This window comes from Cellulomonas composti, from assembly GCF_007990245.1.
GTDB lineage: Bacteria > Actinomycetota > Actinomycetes > Actinomycetales > Cellulomonadaceae > Cellulomonas > Cellulomonas composti.
On sequence record NZ_BJWG01000003.1, the window covers coordinates 52775 to 70936 of the forward strand.

The 18162-nt window shown below is 73.7% G+C and carries 15 protein-coding genes; all 15 read right to left on the reverse strand.

What is annotated here, in order from left to right:
* Positions 1-108: 108 nt before the first annotated feature.
* Positions 109-405 (reverse strand): YggT family protein, encoded by a 297-nt coding sequence (locus CCO02nite_RS04465; RefSeq protein WP_146841853.1) that lies wholly within the window; start codon positions 403-405, stop codon positions 109-111.
* A 3-nt stretch (positions 406-408) separates the two neighbouring features.
* A complete protein-coding gene (locus CCO02nite_RS04470) occupies positions 409-879 on the reverse strand; it encodes a cell division protein SepF (protein WP_146841854.1) in 471 nt (156 codons plus the stop codon).
* Positions 880-974: 95 nt separating this feature from the next.
* Positions 975-1754, reverse strand: a complete 780-nt coding sequence (gene pgeF, locus CCO02nite_RS04475) for a peptidoglycan editing factor PgeF (RefSeq protein ID WP_146841855.1) — start codon at positions 1752-1754, stop codon at positions 975-977.
* A gap of 33 nt (positions 1755-1787) precedes the next feature.
* Positions 1788-3017 (reverse strand): cell division protein FtsZ, encoded by a 1230-nt coding sequence (gene ftsZ / locus CCO02nite_RS04480; protein ID WP_146841856.1) that lies wholly within the window; start codon positions 3015-3017, stop codon positions 1788-1790.
* A 232-nt stretch (positions 3018-3249) separates the two neighbouring features.
* Positions 3250-4341 carry a cell division protein FtsQ/DivIB gene (locus CCO02nite_RS16025; RefSeq protein WP_246117346.1) on the reverse strand — a complete coding sequence of 364 codons (1092 nt, stop codon included), beginning with the start codon at positions 4339-4341 and terminating at the stop codon, positions 3250-3252.
* Entirely contained in the window at positions 4338-7016 is a 2679-nt protein-coding gene (murC, locus tag CCO02nite_RS16285; RefSeq protein WP_307724033.1) for a UDP-N-acetylmuramate--L-alanine ligase, read from the reverse strand. Before murC ends, CCO02nite_RS16025 begins: the two co-directional genes overlap by 4 nt.
* 4 nt (positions 7017-7020) lie before the next feature.
* Positions 7021-8259, reverse strand: a complete 1239-nt coding sequence (locus CCO02nite_RS04495; protein ID WP_146841857.1) for a peptidoglycan glycosyltransferase FtsW — start codon at positions 8257-8259, stop codon at positions 7021-7023.
* Positions 8256-9767, reverse strand: a complete 1512-nt coding sequence (gene murD, locus CCO02nite_RS04500; protein ID WP_146841858.1) for a UDP-N-acetylmuramoyl-L-alanine--D-glutamate ligase — start codon at positions 9765-9767, stop codon at positions 8256-8258. Before murD ends, CCO02nite_RS04495 begins: the two co-directional genes overlap by 4 nt.
* Positions 9768-10850, reverse strand: coding sequence for a phospho-N-acetylmuramoyl-pentapeptide-transferase (gene mraY / locus CCO02nite_RS04505; RefSeq protein ID WP_146841859.1), 1083 nt, complete (start codon positions 10848-10850; stop codon positions 9768-9770).
* Positions 10847-12313, reverse strand: coding sequence for a UDP-N-acetylmuramoyl-tripeptide--D-alanyl-D-alanine ligase (locus CCO02nite_RS04510; protein WP_146841860.1), 1467 nt, complete (start codon positions 12311-12313; stop codon positions 10847-10849). The genes mraY and CCO02nite_RS04510 overlap by 4 nt, the downstream gene beginning before the upstream one ends.
* Complete coding sequence (locus CCO02nite_RS04515) at positions 12310-13905, reverse strand: UDP-N-acetylmuramoyl-L-alanyl-D-glutamate--2,6-diaminopimelate ligase (RefSeq protein WP_146841861.1); 1596 nt, start codon at positions 13903-13905, stop codon at positions 12310-12312. The genes CCO02nite_RS04510 and CCO02nite_RS04515 overlap by 4 nt, the downstream gene beginning before the upstream one ends.
* Positions 13906-13967: 62 nt before the next feature.
* On the reverse strand, positions 13968-15698 hold the full coding sequence (locus tag CCO02nite_RS04520) for a peptidoglycan D,D-transpeptidase FtsI family protein (protein ID WP_246117347.1): 1731 nt from the start codon (positions 15696-15698) through the stop codon (positions 13968-13970).
* Positions 15699-15916: 218 nt separating this feature from the next.
* On the reverse strand, positions 15917-16342 hold the full coding sequence (gene ftsL, locus CCO02nite_RS04525; RefSeq protein WP_146841862.1) for a cell division protein FtsL: 426 nt from the start codon (positions 16340-16342) through the stop codon (positions 15917-15919).
* Complete coding sequence (rsmH, locus tag CCO02nite_RS04530) at positions 16339-17355, reverse strand: 16S rRNA (cytosine(1402)-N(4))-methyltransferase RsmH (RefSeq protein ID WP_146841863.1); 1017 nt, start codon at positions 17353-17355, stop codon at positions 16339-16341. The genes ftsL and rsmH overlap by 4 nt, the downstream gene beginning before the upstream one ends.
* Positions 17356-17549: 194 nt before the next feature.
* Positions 17550-17981 carry a division/cell wall cluster transcriptional repressor MraZ gene (gene mraZ / locus CCO02nite_RS04535; protein WP_246117368.1) on the reverse strand — a complete coding sequence of 144 codons (432 nt, stop codon included), beginning with the start codon at positions 17979-17981 and terminating at the stop codon, positions 17550-17552.
* Positions 17982-18162 lie beyond the last annotated feature (181 nt).

Here is an 18162-nt window from a genome sequence, read left to right on the forward strand (position 1 = left end):
GTAGCGGAGAATCGGGTGGTACCGCGGGACGGGAGGCGCACACGCTGCACGGACGCCATTCTGCGGATTGTTCCTGGATTGCTCGCTGGACTGTCTCCCGGTCCGCGTCTACAGGGTGGCGGCGAGCGCCGGCAACATCGACATCAGGAACAGGCACGCGAGGAACAGCACCATGAACGCGAGGTCGAGCCGGATCTGCCCGATCGTCACGGGTGGGATGAGGCGCCGCAGCGCCTTCAGCGGAGGGTCGGTCACGGTGTAGGTGACCTCGGCGACGACGAGCGCGACCCCGCGAGGTCGCCAGTCGCGCGCGAAGACCTGCACCCAGTCGAGCACCATGCGGACGAGCAGGATCACGAAGAAGATCGTGACCGCGAGAGCGGCAAGCTGCAGGACGACGCCCACTGCTCAGCTCTGGTTGTAGAAGCCTGCGGGCCCCGAACGCTCGGCACCGGCCTCGCTGGCGACGTCGATGTACGCGGGTGAGAGCAGGAAGACCTTGTTCGTGACCCGCTCGATCGCGCCGTGCAGACCGAAGATCAGGCCGGCGGAGAAGTCGACGAGGCGCTTCGCGTCCGCGTCGTCCATGTCGGTGAGGTTCATGATCACGGGCGTGCCGTCGCGGAACGCCTCGCCGATCTTGCGCGCGTCGTTGTACGAGCGGGGGTTGATCGTGGTGATGCGGCGCCGCTCGGACGCCTGCGGCTGCTGCTGGACCGCGCTCACGCGACGCAGCGGCGTCACCTGGGCGTCGCGCTCGTCGGGCTGCTGCTCCATGGGTGCGACCGTCCCCTCGTACTCGTCGAGGTACTCCTCCTGGGCGGCGTTCTCGTCGGCCAGCCCGAGGTACAGCATCGTCTTGCGCAGTGCTCCGGCCATGGCCCCCGCTCCTCCCCCGGATCTCTCCGGTCTTCCACGACGGCAACGGCCGTCAGTCCTGTCCGCTCGTCACGCTAGCAACCCGGCACACTCGCTCACGGCCGCGACACGCCGCAGTCCCGAGCCCGCACGATCCCGACGAACCGGCCCGTCGTGCCCTCGCGGCGGTAGGAGAACAGCAGGTCGTCGGCCCACGTGTCCCGGGGCGAGCGCTGCACGGCGCCGACACCGGCGCGGGCCAGCACGGCCGCCGCACCGCGCGGCAGGTCGAGCGCCGGCGTGCCCCAGGCCGTCGTCGCGGCCGCCTCGGGGACCACCGCCGCGATCTCGTCGCGCAGCGCGGCCGGCACCTCGTACGACGAGCCGGCGATCGCCGGACCGATCGCGGCGCGCACCCGCGCCGGCACAGCGCCCGCCGCGACGAGCTCGGCCAGCACCGCCGGGAGCACGCCGAGCCCCAGCCCGCGCCGGCCGACGTGCGCGACGGCGACGACGCCTGCCCGCGCGTCGGCGAGCAGGACGGGCACGCAGTCGGCCACGAGCACCGCGAGCGCGACGTCCGGGCTCGTCGTGACCATCGCATCTGCCGTCCCCACCGGCTCGAGCGGGTCCGTCGGCAGGTCGGACGGCCCGATCCAGAGCACGCGCGCGCCGTGGACCTGGTCGGCGAAGGCGATCGGGGCGCCCGCCCACCGCTGCAGGCGCGCCCGGTTCGCGGCGACGGCCGCCGGGTCGTCGCCCACGTGCGCACCCAGGTTGAGCGTGTCGTACGGCGGTCGGCCGATGCCGCCCACCCTCGTCGTGAACCCCGCGAGCACACCGGGCCCGAGGTCGACCCGTTCGACGGGGACCTCGGGCCCGGTGCTGCCGGTCATACGGGCGAGCCGCCGACCTGCGTGAGCGCCGACCTACTTGAGGAAGTCGGGGACGTCGAGCTCGACCTCGCGGCGCGGCTCGTCCTCGGTGAAGATGCGCGGCACCTCGAGCGCACCCGTGATGGGCGTGGGCTCGGCCTCCGTCGAGAGGAACGCCGGCACCTCGGGGTTGGCGTTCGCGGACGAGGCACCCGCGGTCGCGAACGCGGGGACCTGCTCGGGCTCGGGACGCGACTGCGACGGCACGTGGGGGACCTGGCGGGCCGGCGCCGTGCTCACCTGGCCGAGCGCCCGCGAGTCGCGCCGGATCGTCGGGCTTCCGCTGTCGAAGCCCGCGGCGATGACCGTCACGCGCACCTCGTCGCCGAGCGCGTCGTCGATCACCGCGCCGAAGATGATGTTCGCCTCGGGGTGCGCGGCCTCCTGGACCAGACGCGCGGCCTCGTTGATCTCGAACAGACCGAGGTCGGAGCCGCCCTGGATCGAGAGCAGCACTCCGTGCGCGCCGTCGATGCTCGCCTCGAGCAGCGGCGAGCTGATCGCCATCTCCGCGGCCTGCACCGCGCGGTCGTCGCCGCGCGCGTAGCCGATGCCCATGAGCGCCGAGCCCGCACCCTGCATGACCGACTTCACGTCGGCGAAGTCGAGGTTGATCAGGCCCGGGGTCGTGATGAGGTCCGTGATGCCCTGCACGCCGGAGAGCAGGACCTGGTCCGCGGAGTGGAACGCGTCGAGCACCGAGACGCTGCGGTCGGAGATCTGCAGCAGGCGGTCGTTGGGGATGACGATGAGCGTGTCGACCTCGGCGCGCAGCGCGTCGATGCCCGCGTCCGCCTGCACCGAGCGCCGGCGACCCTCGAACGTGAACGGCCGCGTGACCACGCCGATGGTCAGCGCACCGAGCGAGCGCGCGATGCGCGCGACGACCGGCGCACCGCCCGTGCCCGTGCCGCCGCCCTCACCCGCGGTGACGAAGACCATGTCCGCGCCGCGCAGCACGTCCTCGATCTCGTCCTGGTGGTCCTCGGCGGCCTTCTTGCCGACCTCGGGGTCCGCGCCGGCACCGAGGCCGCGCGTGAGCTCGCGGCCCACGTCGAGCTTGACGTCGGCGTCCGACATCAGCAGGGCCTGCGCGTCGGTGTTGACCGCGATGAACTCGACACCCTTCAGGCCGACCTCGATCATGCGGTTCACGGCGTTGACGCCGCCGCCGCCGATGCCGACGACCTTGATGACCGCCAGGTAGTTCTGCGGAGCTGCCACGGTGGGTGCCTCTCGTTGTCGTGCCGGTCCGTCGGGTGCGGCTGTCGCTCGTCGGGTTCCCGTCCGCGACACACCGCCGACGGGGATCAACCTTCACCCTCTACTTGAGGGTTATAGTTATGTCAGGTGTGCTGTCACCGCGTGACGGTAGGTGGCGGCGCCTGCCCGATCAACGACATCCGTGCGCGTGTCGCGCATGGCTTGACGTAGGTCGCCTCGCGACCGGGCGCACTCACTTCACGATCGGCATGCGCGGTGCGGAGACGTCGATGACCGCGGCACCCGCGGTGGCGTCCGACGCGAGCATCGTCGTGAGCACGGCGACCTTCAGCGGCGTCTGCGCGCCGCTCCCCCAGTCGACCTTCGGCCCGTCGCGCAGCTGCATCGAGACCGTGTCCTGCGTGCGCGCCGAGACGCCCTCGACCCGCAGGAGCAGCTCCTCGGGTAGCTGTTCGAGCACCGTGAGGACGGCGCGCAGCGTGCGCTTGTCGCCGACCGGCACCTGCACGACGGGCAGCACCGGCGGCGCGGCGTCGAGGTGGCCGACCTGCACACCCTCCTCGTCGAGCAGGTCGTAGCCGGAGCGACCGCTCGCAGGCACCGCCGCGACGGGCTCGCGTGCGACGACCGTCACCGTGAGCCCGTGCGGCCAGTCGCGAGCGACCGCGACCTCGCGCACCCCCGGCACGTCGAGGATCGCGTCCTGCAGGCCACCCGTGTCGAGCCGCGGCAGCGGCGTGCCCTCCCGAGCCTGGACGAGCGCGACGACGTCGTCGACGGCGACGACGGTACCGGTGCCCTCGACCTTGACGTCCGAGACCCGTAGCTCGAGCACCGGGGACAGCAGCAGCACCCACGCGAGGGCCAGGACCGCCACGGTACCGGCGACGATCATCGCGACCTGACGCTGCGCGAGCCTGCGCCGGCGGCGCGCGCGCTCCTCGAACCGGGCCGCCGACGTCGGTGACACCACCGGCGTCGAGGTCGCCGCCGGCCCCCGGGGCGTCGCGCGCGTCGGCGTCGACGACGGCGTCGGCACGGGGCCGCTCGGCGCGATCGTCCGCGGTGCACCGGACGTCGTGCGCGCCGTCCGCGTGCTCGGCGTCGGTGCGGCTGCGGTCTTCGTGCTCGTCGCCTTCGTGCTCGTCGCCTTCGTGCTCGCCGTTCTCGTGCTCGTCGGCGTCGCATGCGCGGTGGACGGTGTCGACGAGGGTGCCGGCGGGGGTGGCGGCGTCGGTGGCGGCGTCGGGCGGGCCGCGCGCGCGTTGGGGGCGGCGGGCGGCGTGCGGGTGGCCGCCGGGCGCGGCGGGCGGGCCGGGCTCACGCGCGTTCCCCGAGCGCCGCGAGGATCACGGGGCCGAGCGTCGTCACGTCCCCCGCGCCGACCGTGAGCACCAGGTCACCCGGTCTCGCCTGTGCGGCGATCGCCACCGCGGCGTCCTCACGATCGGCGACGAACGTCGCCCGACCCGGTGTCGGCACCTGCTCGACGAGCAGCGCACCGCTGACACCGGGTTCGGGGTCCTCGCGCGCCGCGTAGACGTCGGTCACGACGACCGCGTCGGCCAGGTCGAGTGCGAGCCCGAACTCACGGGCGAAGGTCCGGGTCCGCGAGTACAGGTGGGGCTGGAACAGGACGAGCACGCGCCCCCCGCCGGCGACCGAGCGCGCCTGGCGCAGCAGCGCGGCGACCTCGGTCGGGTGGTGCGCGTAGTCGTCGACGAGGCGGACCCCCGCGACGGTGCCGCGGTCCTCGAACCGGCGACCAGTCCCCCGGAACGCACCCAGAGCGCGCGCAGCCTCGTCCGGCCGCAGCCCGAGCTCCGTGCACGCGATCCACGCCGCCGCGGCGTTCAGGCCGTTGTGGTCGCCCGGTACGGCGAGCCCGACCGTCACCGACGTGCCGTTCGCCGTGAGGTCGACGAGCCACCGGTCGCCCTCGGCGCGCGTCGGGCCCACGTGCACGTCGGCGCCCGGGTTGCGGCCGTACGTCGTCGACCGCACGCCGCGGGCCGCGAGGTCGTCGGCGGCCCGGGCCGCGAGCCGCGCGGCACCCTCGTCGTCCGCGCACGTCACGAGCAGTCCGCCCGGTCGCACGCGCGCGGCGAACTGCGCGAACGCGTCCTCGAACGCCTCGCGCGTCCCGTAGTGGTCCAGGTGGTCGGGCTCGACGTTCATCACGACGGCGACGAGCGGTTCGTACGCGAGGAAGGAGCCGTCCGACTCGTCGGCCTCCGCGACGAACGCCGGACCGGCGCCGTCGCGCGCGCCGCCCAGCGGCCCGTCGGCCGACAGCACCGTGCCGCCGATCGCGAACGACGGCTCACGTCCGGCGGCGACGAGCGCGGTCGCGATCATCGCGGACGTCGTCGTCTTGCCGTGCGCACCGGCCACCGCCACCGCGTCGCGGTCCGCCATGAGCGCCGCGAGCGCCTCTGAACGGTGCAGCACGCGCACCCCCGCGGCACGCGCCGCGGCGAGCTCGGGGTTCGACTCGCGTACGGCCGACGAGACGACGAGCGAGTCGCGACCGGGGACCAGGTGCGCGACGTGCGCCGCGTCGTGACCGACGTCGACCCGGACCCCGGCGGCCCGCAGGCCCGGCAGCGCGGGTCCGTCGGCGGCGTCCGAACCCGAGACGGTCAGCCCGCGCGCGGCGAGCAGAGTCGCGACCGCCGACATGCCCGCACCGCCCACGCCGACCAGGTGCACGCGGCCGAGGCCGGAGACCGCCGAGCCCGGCACCTCGGCACCGGCCACGTCGGTAGTGGTCGGGTCGGTAGTGGTCGGGTCGGTAGTGGTGGGGTCGGCGGGCGTCGCCGCGGTCGGGGTCCGACCGGCCGCGAGCTGGGCGTCGACCAGGTCGACCACGCGCGCCGCGGCACCGGCATCGCCGAACGTCCGTGCGGCGTGCGACATCCGGTCGCGCAGCCCGGCCGCGTCGTCGCCCGTGAACAGCTCGCCGAGCAGGTGCTCGCGGATCCAGGCCGCGTCCAGGTCGCCGTCGGCGACGACGCGCGCACCGCCCGCGGCCACCACGGGCCGCGCGTTGCGCTCCTGCTCGCCGTTGCCGATCGGGAGCGGCACGTACACGGCCGGCAGGCCGAGCGCGGCGACCTCGCACACCGTGCCCGCACCCGCGCGCGCCAGCACGACGTCGGCGGACGCGAGCGCGAGCTCCATGCTCCCGAGGTAGTCGAGCACGTGGTAGCGGTCCGCGCCGGGCACGTCGGCGAGCGCGGCGAGCACGGCTTCGTCCTTGCCGCGTCCTGTCAGGTGCAGCACCTGGACCCCGGCGGCCAGCAGCGCGGGGGCGGCCTGCGCGACGGCGGCGTTGATGCTCGCGGCGCCCAGCGAACCGCCCGTGACGAGGAGCGTCGGCAGGTCGGGGTCGAGCGCGATCCCGACGAGGCCGAGCTCGCGGGCCGCGGCGCGCCGGGCGGCGCCCGGGTCGCTCGCACGCGCCTGCGCGAGGGCCGCGATCGTGGGGCGCAGCGGCAGACCGGTCACGACGGCGCGCGGCAGCGGCGTGCCGGGGAACGTCACCGCGACGGCGGCGGCCCACCGTGCACCCAGCCGGTTGGCCAGGCCGGGGCGGGCGTTCTGCTCGTGCACCACGACCGGGATGCCGCGCCGACGTGCGGCCAGGTAGGCGGGCGTCGCGACGTACCCGCCGAACCCGACGACGACGCGCGCGCCCGACTCGTCGATCGCGCGACCGGCGGCCGCGACCGCGTCACGCAGCCGGCCCGGCAGGCGCACGAGGTCACCCGACGGGCGTCGCGGGAGCGGGACGCGGGGCACGAACGCGAGCGGCAACCCGTGCGCGGGGACGAGATCCGCCTCGAGACCCTCGGCGGTGCCGAGCGCGGTGACCACGGCGCCCGGGTGGCGTCGGGCGATCTCGTCGGCCACGGCCAGGAGCGGGTTGACGTGCCCGGCGGTGCCGCCGCCCGCGAGGAGCACGGACACGGGCAGATCGACGACAGGCGCAGGCACGGCGTCAGCCACGGACCCTGCCGATCACCGCGAGCGAGCGCCGCACCACGGACGGGCGGGCCGAGAGCGCCTCGGCGGCGCCCGGCTCGTCGCGCGCGAACGCGATCACGACCCCCAGCGCGGCGAGCGTCATGATGAGCGCCGAACCGCCCGCGGACACCAGCGGGAGCGGGACGCCGATCACCGGTGCCAGGCCGATGACGACGGCGATGTTGATCATCGCCTGCCCGATCACCCACGCGAGGATCGCCCCGGTCGCGATCTTCACGAACGGGTCGGGGTGCCGGCGGATCACGCGGATCATCGCGAACGCGAGCATGCCGAACAGGCCGAGGACGATGAGCGTGCCGACCAGTCCGAGCTCCTCACCGAGGATCGCGAAGATGAAGTCGTTGTGGGCGGCGGGCAGGTAGGACCACTTCTCCCGGCTCTGGCCGAGACCGAGGCCGCCGATGCCTCCCGAGGCCAGACCCCAGCCGCCGTGCAGCGTCTGGTAGCACGCGCCCTTCGTGCTGCACTCGGCGTCGAGCCAGCTCGTGATGCGTCCGACGCGGTTGGTGTTGCCGATCGTGAGCAGAGCGGTCGCGCCGATGCCGAGCACGGCCGCGACGCCGAACATCCGCAACGGCACCCCCGCGATGAACAGCGCACCGGCGACGAGCAGGATGAGCACCATCGCGGTGCCCAGGTCGTGCCCGAGCAGCACGACGAGGATCGCGAAGCCGGCCACCGGCACCGCCGGGACGAGCGCGTGCTTCCACTGCTGCAGCAGACCCTGCTTGCGTGCCAGGACCGCCGCGAGCCACAGCGCGAGCGCGAGCTTGATGGTCTCCGAAGGCTGTGCACGCACGCCGCCGGGCAGGCACACCCAGTTCGTGTTGCCGCCGTCGGCCTCACAACCGAAGCCGACGAAGATCAGCGACTGGAACAGCACGGCGGCGCCGAGCGCAGGCCACGCGATCGCCCGGAAGAACTGCACGGGCAGCCGGGACAGGACGATCGCCACCGGTAGTCCGATGAGCGCGAACTTCGCCTGGTCGAGGAAGACGGCGTAGGCGTTGCCGTTCTCGTCGAGCGACTCGACGCTCGAGCTGGACAGCACCATGACCAGGCCGATGACCAGCAGCAGCGTGGTCGCGCCGATGAGCACGTAGTAGCTCGTGACGACGCTGTTCCACTGACCCAGCAGGGAGCCCTGGCGCTGCTCGGCGGTGCGGGACTCCTGGGTGGGGACCGCCGTCATGCGCGCCGCTCGCCCGTCAGGGCGCGCGCCGCGGTGGAGAACGCGTCGCCGCGGGCGGCGTACGACGCGAACTGGTCCATGGAGGCGCACGCGGGCGCGAGGAGCACCGTCGCGTGCACGCCGTCGACGACGGCCTGCTCCGCGAGACGGCGCGCCGCATCGACCGCCCGGATCATCACGGTGCCAGTCTCACCGGGGTCGATCCGAACGACGGGGACATCCGGGGCGTGTCGGGCGAGAGCGTCGCCCATCGGCTCGTCGTCGACGCCGATCACGACGACCGCGCGCAGCCGGTCGCGGCGCGTCGCGACGAGCTCGTCGAAACGCGCGCCCTTCGCCAGACCGCCCGCGATCCACACGACGCTGCCGGGCGCGAACGCGCCGAGCGCGGCGGCGGCCGCGTGCGCGTTGGTCGCCTTGGAGTCGTCGACCCACGCGATCCCGTCGGCCTGCGCGACCGTCTCGATCCGGTGCGCACCCGGCGCATAGGCACGCAGCCCGTCGCGCACCTGGACCGGCTCGACGCCGTGCGCGAGCGCGAGCGACGCCGCGGCGAGCGCGTTCGCGACGACGTGGCGCGGCACATTCCCGTCCGGGCCTGCGAGGTGGCGCAGGTCGTCGAACGTGCCGAGCTCCGCGGCATGGGTGTGGCGCAACCGCGCGAAACCGCGGTCGACCAGGACGTCCTCGACGACCCCGACCTGCCCGACGCCCGGCGTGCCCGTCGTGAACCCGACCGCGACGGCCCCGTCGACGACGTCCGCGTCCCGGACCATCGCCTCGGTGCGCGGATCGGCGACGTTGTAGACGCACGCGACCTGGGCCCGCTCGTACACCCGCGCCTTGTCGGCGGCGTACGCGTCGAGCGAACCGTGCCAGTCGAGGTGGTCGGGTGCGACGTTGAGCACCGCCGCCGCCTGCGCCGACATGCTGTGCGTGAAGTGGAGCTGGAACGACGACAGCTCGACCGCGACGACGTCGAGCGTCGGGTCGGTGACCGCCTGAACGAGCGGGGTGCCCACGTTGCCGGCCGCGACCACCGCTCGCCCGGCGGCCTGCAGGATCGACTCGAGCATGCCCACGGTCGTCGTCTTGCCGTTCGTGCCGGTCAGCGCGAGCCACGGCGCGGGCACGCCGGCTGGTCCGTTCACGCGTACGCGCCAGGCGAGCTCGACCTCGCTCCAGACCGGTACGCCCGACGCGAGCGCCGCGGCCAGCAGCGGGTGGTGCGGCGGGAGGCCGGGCGACGCGACCACGAGGTCCGCACGTGCGAGCGCGCCACCCGCGAGGTACTCCTGCGAGCCGATCGCCTCGTCCGACGCGTCGTCCACGGGCACGACGAGCGCGCCGCGCTCCGCGAGCACCTGCGCCGCAGCGCGCCCCGAGACGCCGAGGCCGGCGACGACGACGCGAGCGCCGGTGAACCCCGCCGCGGAGGCATCCGCGAAGGCACCCGCGGTCCCGTCGGGCCTCTCGTCGGGCCCCTCGCTGGGCCTCTCGTCGGACACCTAGCCGGTCACCCACTGGCCGTAGAAGATCCCCACGCCGAGCGCGACGAACAGGCCCGCGATGATCCAGAACCTGATGACGATCGTGACCTCACCCCAGCCCTGCAGCTCGAAGTGGTGGTGCAGCGGCGCCATCTTGAACACGCGTCTGCCGGTCAGCCGGAAGAACCCGATCTGGATGACGTCCGAGAGCACCTCGAGGACGAACAGGCCGCCGATGATCGCGGCGAGGATCTCGGTCCGGGTGAGGATCGACAGGCCGGCCAGCGCACCACCGAGCGCGAGCGAGCCGGTGTCCCCCATGAAGATCTTCGCCGGGCTCGCGTTCCACCACAGGAAGCCGAAGCACGCACCCGTGATCGCCGCGGCCACGACCGCGAGCGCCATCGGGTCGCGCGTCTCGTAGCAGCGCGGTCCCGCCGACGCGAAGATCTGGCAGGACTGGTTGAACTGCCACACCGCCACGACGACGTACGCACCGAACACGATGAGCGAGGCGCCCGTCGCGAGGCCGTCGAGGCCGTCGGTGAGGTTGACGGCGTTCGACCACGCCGTGATGAGGAAGTTCGACCAGACGATGAACAGCAGCAGCCCGATCGTCGCACCCGCGAACGCGAGGTCGATGTTGGTGTCCCGGATGAACGAGATCTGCGTCGAGGCCGGCGTCCGGTAGCGCGCGTTGGGGAACTGCAGCGCAGCGACCGCGAAGATCACGCCCACCAGGCCCTGCCCGACGATCTTCCAGCGGGCCTTGAGGCCGAGACTGCGTTGCCGGCTGATCTTGATGTAGTCGTCGAGGAACCCGACCAGGCCCAGCCCGGTCATGAGGAACAGCACGAGCACCGCGGACACCGACGGCGTGGTACCCGTGACGATCAGCGCGCCGATCCACCCGACGAGCGTCGCGGCGATGATGACGACACCGCCCATGGTCGGCGTGCCGCGCTTGGTGAAGTGCGCGGTCGGGCCGTCCTGCCGGATGAACTGGCCGTACTGGTGACGCACCAGGAAGCGGATGAACAGCGGCGTGCCGAGCAGCGCGACGAGCATCGCGAGCCCGCCCGAGATGAGTACCGCCTTCACGAGGCCACCTCCGCCTCATCGGTCGAAGCGGCGGCGAGCGCGTCGCCGAGCTCCCAGAGCCCCGCGCCGTACGACGACTTCACGAGCACGACGTCGCCCGCGCGCAGCTCACCCGCGAGGTACGCCTGGGCGGCCGCGACGTCGTCGACGAGCACGACCTCGTCGCCCCAGCTGCCCTCGTGCGCCGCACCGTCCGCGATCGCCCGGGCACCGTCGCCCACGACGACCGTGAGCTGGACGTTGAGACGTACGACGAGCCGCCCGATCGCGTCGTGCGCCTCGCGTGCACCGGGGCCGAGCTCGAGCATCTCGCCGAGCACGGCGACCGAGCGGCGCTCGCGTCCGGCGAGCACCGCGAGGGCCTTGAGCGCGGCACGCATCGAGTCGGGGTTCGCGTTGTAGGAGTCGTCGACGAGCGTCACGCCGTCGGCGCGGTCGACGACGTGCATGCGGTGCGGGCTCAGCGCGTCGGCCGCCGTCAGCCCGTCCGCGACCTCGTCGAGCGTGAGCCCCACGGCGAGCGCGGCGGCCGCGGCGGCGAGCGCGTTGTGCACGTGGTGCTCGCCGACGAGCCGCAGCGCGACGTCGACCGCACGCTCGTCGGGACGGCCCTCGCCGACGGCGAGCGTGAAGCGGGCCCGGCCGGTGCGGTCCACGACGACGCCGCGCGCACGCACCTGCACGCCGGGCGCGGCGCCGAAGGTCACGACCTCGCCGGGCGCGAGCGCGGCCATCGCCGCCACGCGCGGGTCGTCCGCGTTCAGGACTGCGACACCGTCCGGGACCAGGCCCTGCACGATCTCGGCCTTCGCGCGGGCGACCGCGTCGATCCCGCCGAACCCGCCGAGGTGCGCCTGCCCGACGACGAGCACCACGGCCACGTCGGGCGGCGCGATGCGCGTGAGGTAGTCGAGGTGGCCCGGGCCGCTCGCGCCCATCTCGAGGACGAGGAAGCGGGTCGAGTCGTCGGCGCGCAGCACCGTCAGCGGCAGGCCGATCTCGTTGTTGAACGAGCGCACGGGCGCGATCGTCGGGCCGACGCTGCCGCACAGCTGCGCCAGCAGGTCCTTGGTGGTCGTCTTCCCGACCGAACCGGTGACGCCCACGACCCGCAGGCCGCTGCCGCCCGGCTCGCGCGACGCGTCGCGCAGCCGCACGAGCACCTCGCGGGCCAGCTCGCCGAGGGCGACCTCGACGTCCGGCACGACGACGACGGGCAGCGCCGAGCCGTCGTCCGCGGACAGCGGCCGGGCGGCGAGCACGAGCGCGGCGCCCGCTGCCACCGCGCGCGCCGCGAAGTCGTGGCCGTCCACGTGCTCGCCGGGCAGCGCGACGAACATCCCGCCGGGCTCGACGTCGCGCGAGTCCGTGACGACGGCGCCCGCCACGAGGAACCCGCCGTCGACGCCGTTCAGCGTGCCCGCGGTCGCGGTCGCGATCTCGGCCGCCGTCAGCGCGATCACGCCGGCTCCCCCGTCCGGTCGGTCCACGCCGAGCCGACGACGCCCTCGGCGAGCGCCGCACGCAGCACGTCCCGGTCGTTGTACCGGTGGAACACCCCGGCGATCTCCTGCGTGGGCTCGTGGCCCTTGCCTGTGACGATGACGGTGTCCCCTTCCCGTGCGAGCGCCAGCGCCTCGCGGATCGCCTGTGCGCGCGGTTCGACCTCGCGCACGTCGTGCAGGTCCGGGCGCTGCTTGCGTACCCCCGTCAGGATGGCGGACCGGATGCTCGCGGGCTCCTCGGAACGCGGGTTCTCGTCGGTCACGACGAGCACGTCTGCCAGCCGGGCCGCGATCTGCCCCATGATCGGGCGCTTGCCGCGGTCCCGGTCGCCGTCGGAGCCGAAGACGATGACGAGCCTGCCGGGGGTGATGGGCCGCACGGCCTCGAGCGCCAGCACGAGCGCGTCCGGCGTGTGCGCGTAGTCGACCAGGCCGAGCGGACGTCCCGGCGCGCGCTCGATCACGCGCTCCATGCGACCCGGGATCGCGTGCGCGTGGGAGACGGCGTCGATCGCGGCGTCCAGGTCGACCCCCGCGGCGTGCGCGACGACGATCGCGAGCGCAGCGTTGGACACGTTCACGAGCCCGGGCAGCGGGCTGACGGCCTCATGATCCGTGCCGTCCGGACCGCGCAGCACGAACGTGGACCCCACACCGTCGAGCCCGATGTCGGCCCCCACCACGGCCCAGTCGGCGTCGGCCGCGGCCGGGTCGCCGACGTGCGTCGCGACCGTCTCGACCGGGATCCGGGCCTGCGCGGCGAGCCGCCGGCCCCACTCGTCGTCCACCACGACGACCCCGCGACGCGACTGCGCCGGGTCGAACAGGCGCGCCTTGTCCGCGAAGTAGCCCTCCATGTCGCCGTGGAAGTCGAGGTGGTCGCGCTGCAGGTTGGTGAAGGCCGCGACGTCGAACAGCGTGCCCGCCGTGCGGTGCAGCGCGAGCGCGTGCGACGACGCCTCGGTGGTCATCGCGGTCGCGCCCCGCTCGAGCGCGAGCGCGAGCAGCGCCTGCAGCACGGGGGCCTCGACCGTGGTGCGCGGGCTCTCGATCGCCTCGTCCCCGATGCGCAGCTCGACCGTGCCGAGCACCGCGGTCAGCGGGTGCGCCGCGCGCAGGGCCGCGTCGACGAAGTAGGTCGTCGTCGTCTTGCCGTTGGTCCCGGTGACGGCGACCGTCGTCAGGCGCTCGGCCGGGTGGCCGTGCACCCACGCCGCCACAGGCCCCGCGAGCGCGCGCGGATCCTCGGCGACCAGCACGGGCACGTCGGGCGGCAGGTCGAGCAGCGCGGCGCCCGCAGCATCCGTGAGGACCGCCACCGCACCCGCCTCGACGGCGCCGGGCGCGAAGGTCGCGCCGTGACGGCGCAGTCCAGGGATCCCGACGAACAGGTCGCCCGGTTCGACGTCGTCGCTCGCGACCGTCACCCCGCGGACCGTGACGCCCTCGAGCGTCTCGCCGGATGCGTCGCTGACCAGCGAGAACGCCGTGACGAGGTCGGGGAGCCGACGGTCGACGGGATGCGTCGGACGCATCCGTGCCGGGGTCATGGGGAGGAATCTACCGCGCACGGGGACGACGGCCGGCGCGTCCATGGGCGTGGTGACCCGGCTCACCACGTCGTCGGGTAGAGCGTGGCCTTCGTGCCCGAGGGTGCGATACCGAGCTCGCTGAGCGTGTACGCGGCGATGTCGCGGAACACCGGAGCCGCGACCGTGCCGCCGTAGATCGACGACTTCGGCTCGTGCAGGATCACGCTCACCGCGATCTGCGGGTCGTCGGCCGGGACGACGCCGATGAACGACGCCGTGATGCCCTGCACGCCGTGCATCCAGTTCTGCGCGGTACCCGTCTTGCCCGCGACGCGGTAGCCCGGGATCGCCGCGTTGGAGCCCGTGCCGTCGTCGACCACGCTCTCCATCATCGACAGCACCGTGTCGGCGGTCGCCTCCGAGACGACACGCGTGCGAGCGGCCTCCTCGGCGGGCGTGTACGTGCCGTCCGGGTCGGTCCAGCCTTCGATGATGTGCGGCTGCACCCGCACGCCGCCGTTCGCGATCGTCGCGAAGACCTGCGTCGCCTGCAGCGCCGTCACCGCGACACCCTGGCCGAACAGCACGTTCCACTTGGTGCGTCCGTCCCAGTCGTCCGCGTCGGCCAGCAGGCCCGACGACTCGCCGGGCAGCTCGACCCCGGTCTTGGAACCGAAGCCGAACGCCGTGAGCGCGGCGTGCCGCTGGTCCACCGTGAGCTTGGAGCCGATCTGGACGGTGCCGGTGTTCGACGACTCCGCGAGCACGCCCGCGGTCGTCAGCTTCTCGGTGCCGTGCTCGTGCGAGTCGTGGATGACCTGTCCGTTGTCGGTCGTGTAGGCGTACGGCACGGTCCACTGGTCGGTGGGCGTGACCAGGCCGGCCTCGATCACGGCCGACATCGTGATCACCTTGCCGGTCGAACCCGGCTCGAACACGTCGGAGATCGAGCTCGCGAGCGAGCCGCCCGCGGAGTCGCCCGGGTTGTTCGGGTCGCGCGAGTCGGAGTCGGCGAGCGCGAGGATCTCGCCGGTCTTGACGTTGATCACGACCGCAGAGCCGGACGAGGCGCCCGACGCGTCGACCTGTGCGTCGAGCAGGCTCTGCGCCTTCCACTGGATGTCGTTGTCGAGGGTCAGGCGCACGGACCGGCCGGTGGTCGCGGGCTCGTCGTCGGAGTACCCGCCCGGCACCGGCTGTCCCTTGGCGCCGCGCTCGTAGACGTCCTTGCCCGGCAGGCCCTTGAGCTCGTCGTCGAGCGACATCTCGAGACCTTCGAGCCCCTGGCCGTTCGAGTTGACGAAGCCGATGACGTTGCCCGCGTTCACGCCGTTGGGGTAGGCGCGCTCGGCGACCTTGTCCACGTTGATGCACGGCAGCCCGAGCGCGCGGATCTCACGCGCGACCTCCGGGAGCACGCCCTTGCGCAGGTACTTGAACCCCGAGTCGCCGACGATCTGACCGCCCAGCACCGCGACGTCCATCCCCAGCAGCGGCGCGAGCCGGCGGGCCACGCCGAGCGCACCCGACGGGTCCGCGTCGGTCCCGTCGCCGCGGTACTCGTCGACCTGGGTCTGGTTCACCGAGATGTCGTAGCGCTCGACCGAGGTCGCGAGCACGACGCCGTCGCGGTCCGTGATCTGCCCCCGCGTGCCGATCAGCGCGACCGTCGACAGTCGGCTCTCGCGCGCCGCCTCCGCCAGGCTGGGGCCGCGCAGCGCCTGCACGTAGACGAGACGTCCCGCGAACAGCGTCACGACGAGCAGCAGCACGACCGTGAGGAACACCATCCGCCCGTGGCTGCCGGCCACCGGGACACGCGTCGAGGGGCCCGACCGGTCCCGACGACCACCGCCGTGACCACCGCCGTGACCGCCACCTTGACCACCGCCGGCGCCGCCCGGGCGCGCTGCCCCTCTCAGGGCTGCGGCGCGAACGGGCCGCACGGTCGTGGTCGTCACAGAGCCACTGTGCCCGACACCCTGCCCGGCGGCGGGGCGCGCACGCGGCGGGTCGGCGACCTGCGTCATCAGGGCGCCTCGGGCGCACCCTGCACGGTGCCGTCCGCGAGCCGCACCCAGCCGGTGCCGGCGGCCGGCACCATCCCGAGCTTGGCCGCGGCCGCGGCGAGCGCGCTCGGAGACGACTTCTGGTCCAGCTGCGCCGAGAGGTCCTTGGCGTCCTGGTCGAGCCGGCCCAGCTCGTTGGACAGGTCGTACTTGGCGTACGCGTTCGAGGCCATCTGCGTGTTCAAGAGCAGTGCGGTGAGCAGCGCGAGGGCCAGCACCCCCATGCAGACCAGGACGAACGGCACCCGCAGGCGCGCGTTCGCCGGGGCACGCACGAGGCGCAGCCGGGGTGCGGGGGCGCGCTCGCCCGTGGTGCGGGCAGGGGCACCCGACGACCGGACCGGACGCGCGGGGGCCGGGTAGGCCCGGGCGGTAGCGGTGCTCATGCGGCCCTCCTGCGCAGGTGGTCGGGAGTCGGACGGACGCGCTCGGCGGCGCGCAGGCGGACGGACTGGGAACGGGGGTTGCGGGCGAGCTCGGCCTCGTCGGCCTCCTCCGCGCCGCGCGTGACCAGCCGCAGGTACGGCTCGTGCGTCGGCGGCAGCACCGGCAGGTCCGGCGGTGCGCTCGACGTCGCGCCGGCGGCCAGCGCGTGCTTGACCAGCCGGTCCTCGAGCGACTGGTAGGCCTCGACGACGATGCGGCCGCCGACGACGAGCGCCTCGATCGACTCGGGCAGCGCGCGCTCGAGCGTCTCCAGCTCGCCGTTGACCTCGATCCGCAGCGCCTGGAACGTCCGCTTGGCCGGGTGTCCCCCGGTCGCGCGGGCCGCCGCAGGGATGCTCGCCCGCACGAGGTCGACCAGCTCGGAGGTCCGCGTCAGCGGCGCCACGGTGCGCGCCCGCACGATGGCGCGCGCGATCCGCGGCGCGAACCGCTCCTCGCCGTACACGCGCAGCACGCGTGCGAGGTCTCGCTCGTCGTACGTGTTGAGCACGTCGGCCGCGGTCTGGCCCGAGGTCGCGTCCATCCGCATGTCGAGCGGCGCGTCCTGCGCGTACGAGAAGCCGCGCTCGGTCTCGTCGAGCTGGAGCGACGAGACGCCCAGGTCCATGAGCACCGCGTGCACGGCGGGGATGCCGAGCCGGCGCAGCACGTCGCGGATCTCGTCGTACACGGCGTGCACGCCCGTGAAGCGATCGCCGAACGGTGCGAGCCGCTCACCCGCGAGGTCCAGCGCCTGGGTGTCGCGGTCGAGGCCGATGACCCGCACGTGCGGGAACCGGCGCAGCACGCCCTCGGTGTGGCCGCCCATGCCGAGCGTCGAGTCGACCATCACGGCGTCGGCCGGCTCGAGCGCGGGCGCCAACAGCTCGAGGCACCGCTCGAGGAGCACCGGCACGTGCCGGGACGCCGCGTCGCCGACGGGGACCGTCCGGTCGGCGGTCGCGTCGTCCATCGGTCCTCCTTCCGTCGGTCGTGCCGTCTCGTCGGCCTCGTGCTCGTGCGTCCTGCGGTCCTTGCCGTCCTGCTGTGGTTGCTGGTCGAACAGCCCCTCCGCCGTCCGACCAGATCCCCCGCCGTCCCTGCGCCGCCGGGGAAGTGCGGCGCGAAGGTCGGAAGGAGGTCTCGCCGGGCGGACCCGGACCTCGCTCAGCCGGTGGGGAACACCCCCTCGGTGACGTCGGCGTAACCCGCCTCCTGCTCGGCGAGGTACGTCTCCCACGTCGGCAGGTCCCAGATCTCGACGCGGCTGCCCGTGCCGATCACCGCGACGTCCCGGTCGAGTCCCGCGTACTGACGCAGCACCGGCGGGATCGAGACGCGGCCCTGCTTGTCCGGCAGCTCGTCACTCGCGCCGGACAGGAAGACACGCAGGTAGTCGCGCGTCTGCTTGCTCGTCACGGGCGAGAGCCGCAGGTGCTCGTGCATCCGGCGGAACTCGTCCATCGGCAGCAGGAACAGGCAGCGCTCCTGGCCGCGGGTCATGACGAGACCCGAGGCCAGCTGGGGGCGGAACTTGGCCGGGAGGATCAGCCGCCCCTTCTCGTCGAGCCGGGGCGTGTAGGTGCCCAGGAAGGGCAGGCCGGAGCCGAAGACGGCGCTGGTCTCGAGCGACACCAGACCCACCTCCCCGTCCCCGTCCACGGCGCGGCGACTCCCCGCCGCACCACGTGTCCCCACGCTACTCCACTTTCCTCCACCCTCGCCGGTCAGACGCCAAGAAATCACCCATCTGACACACATATCCGCAGGTCAAACACGG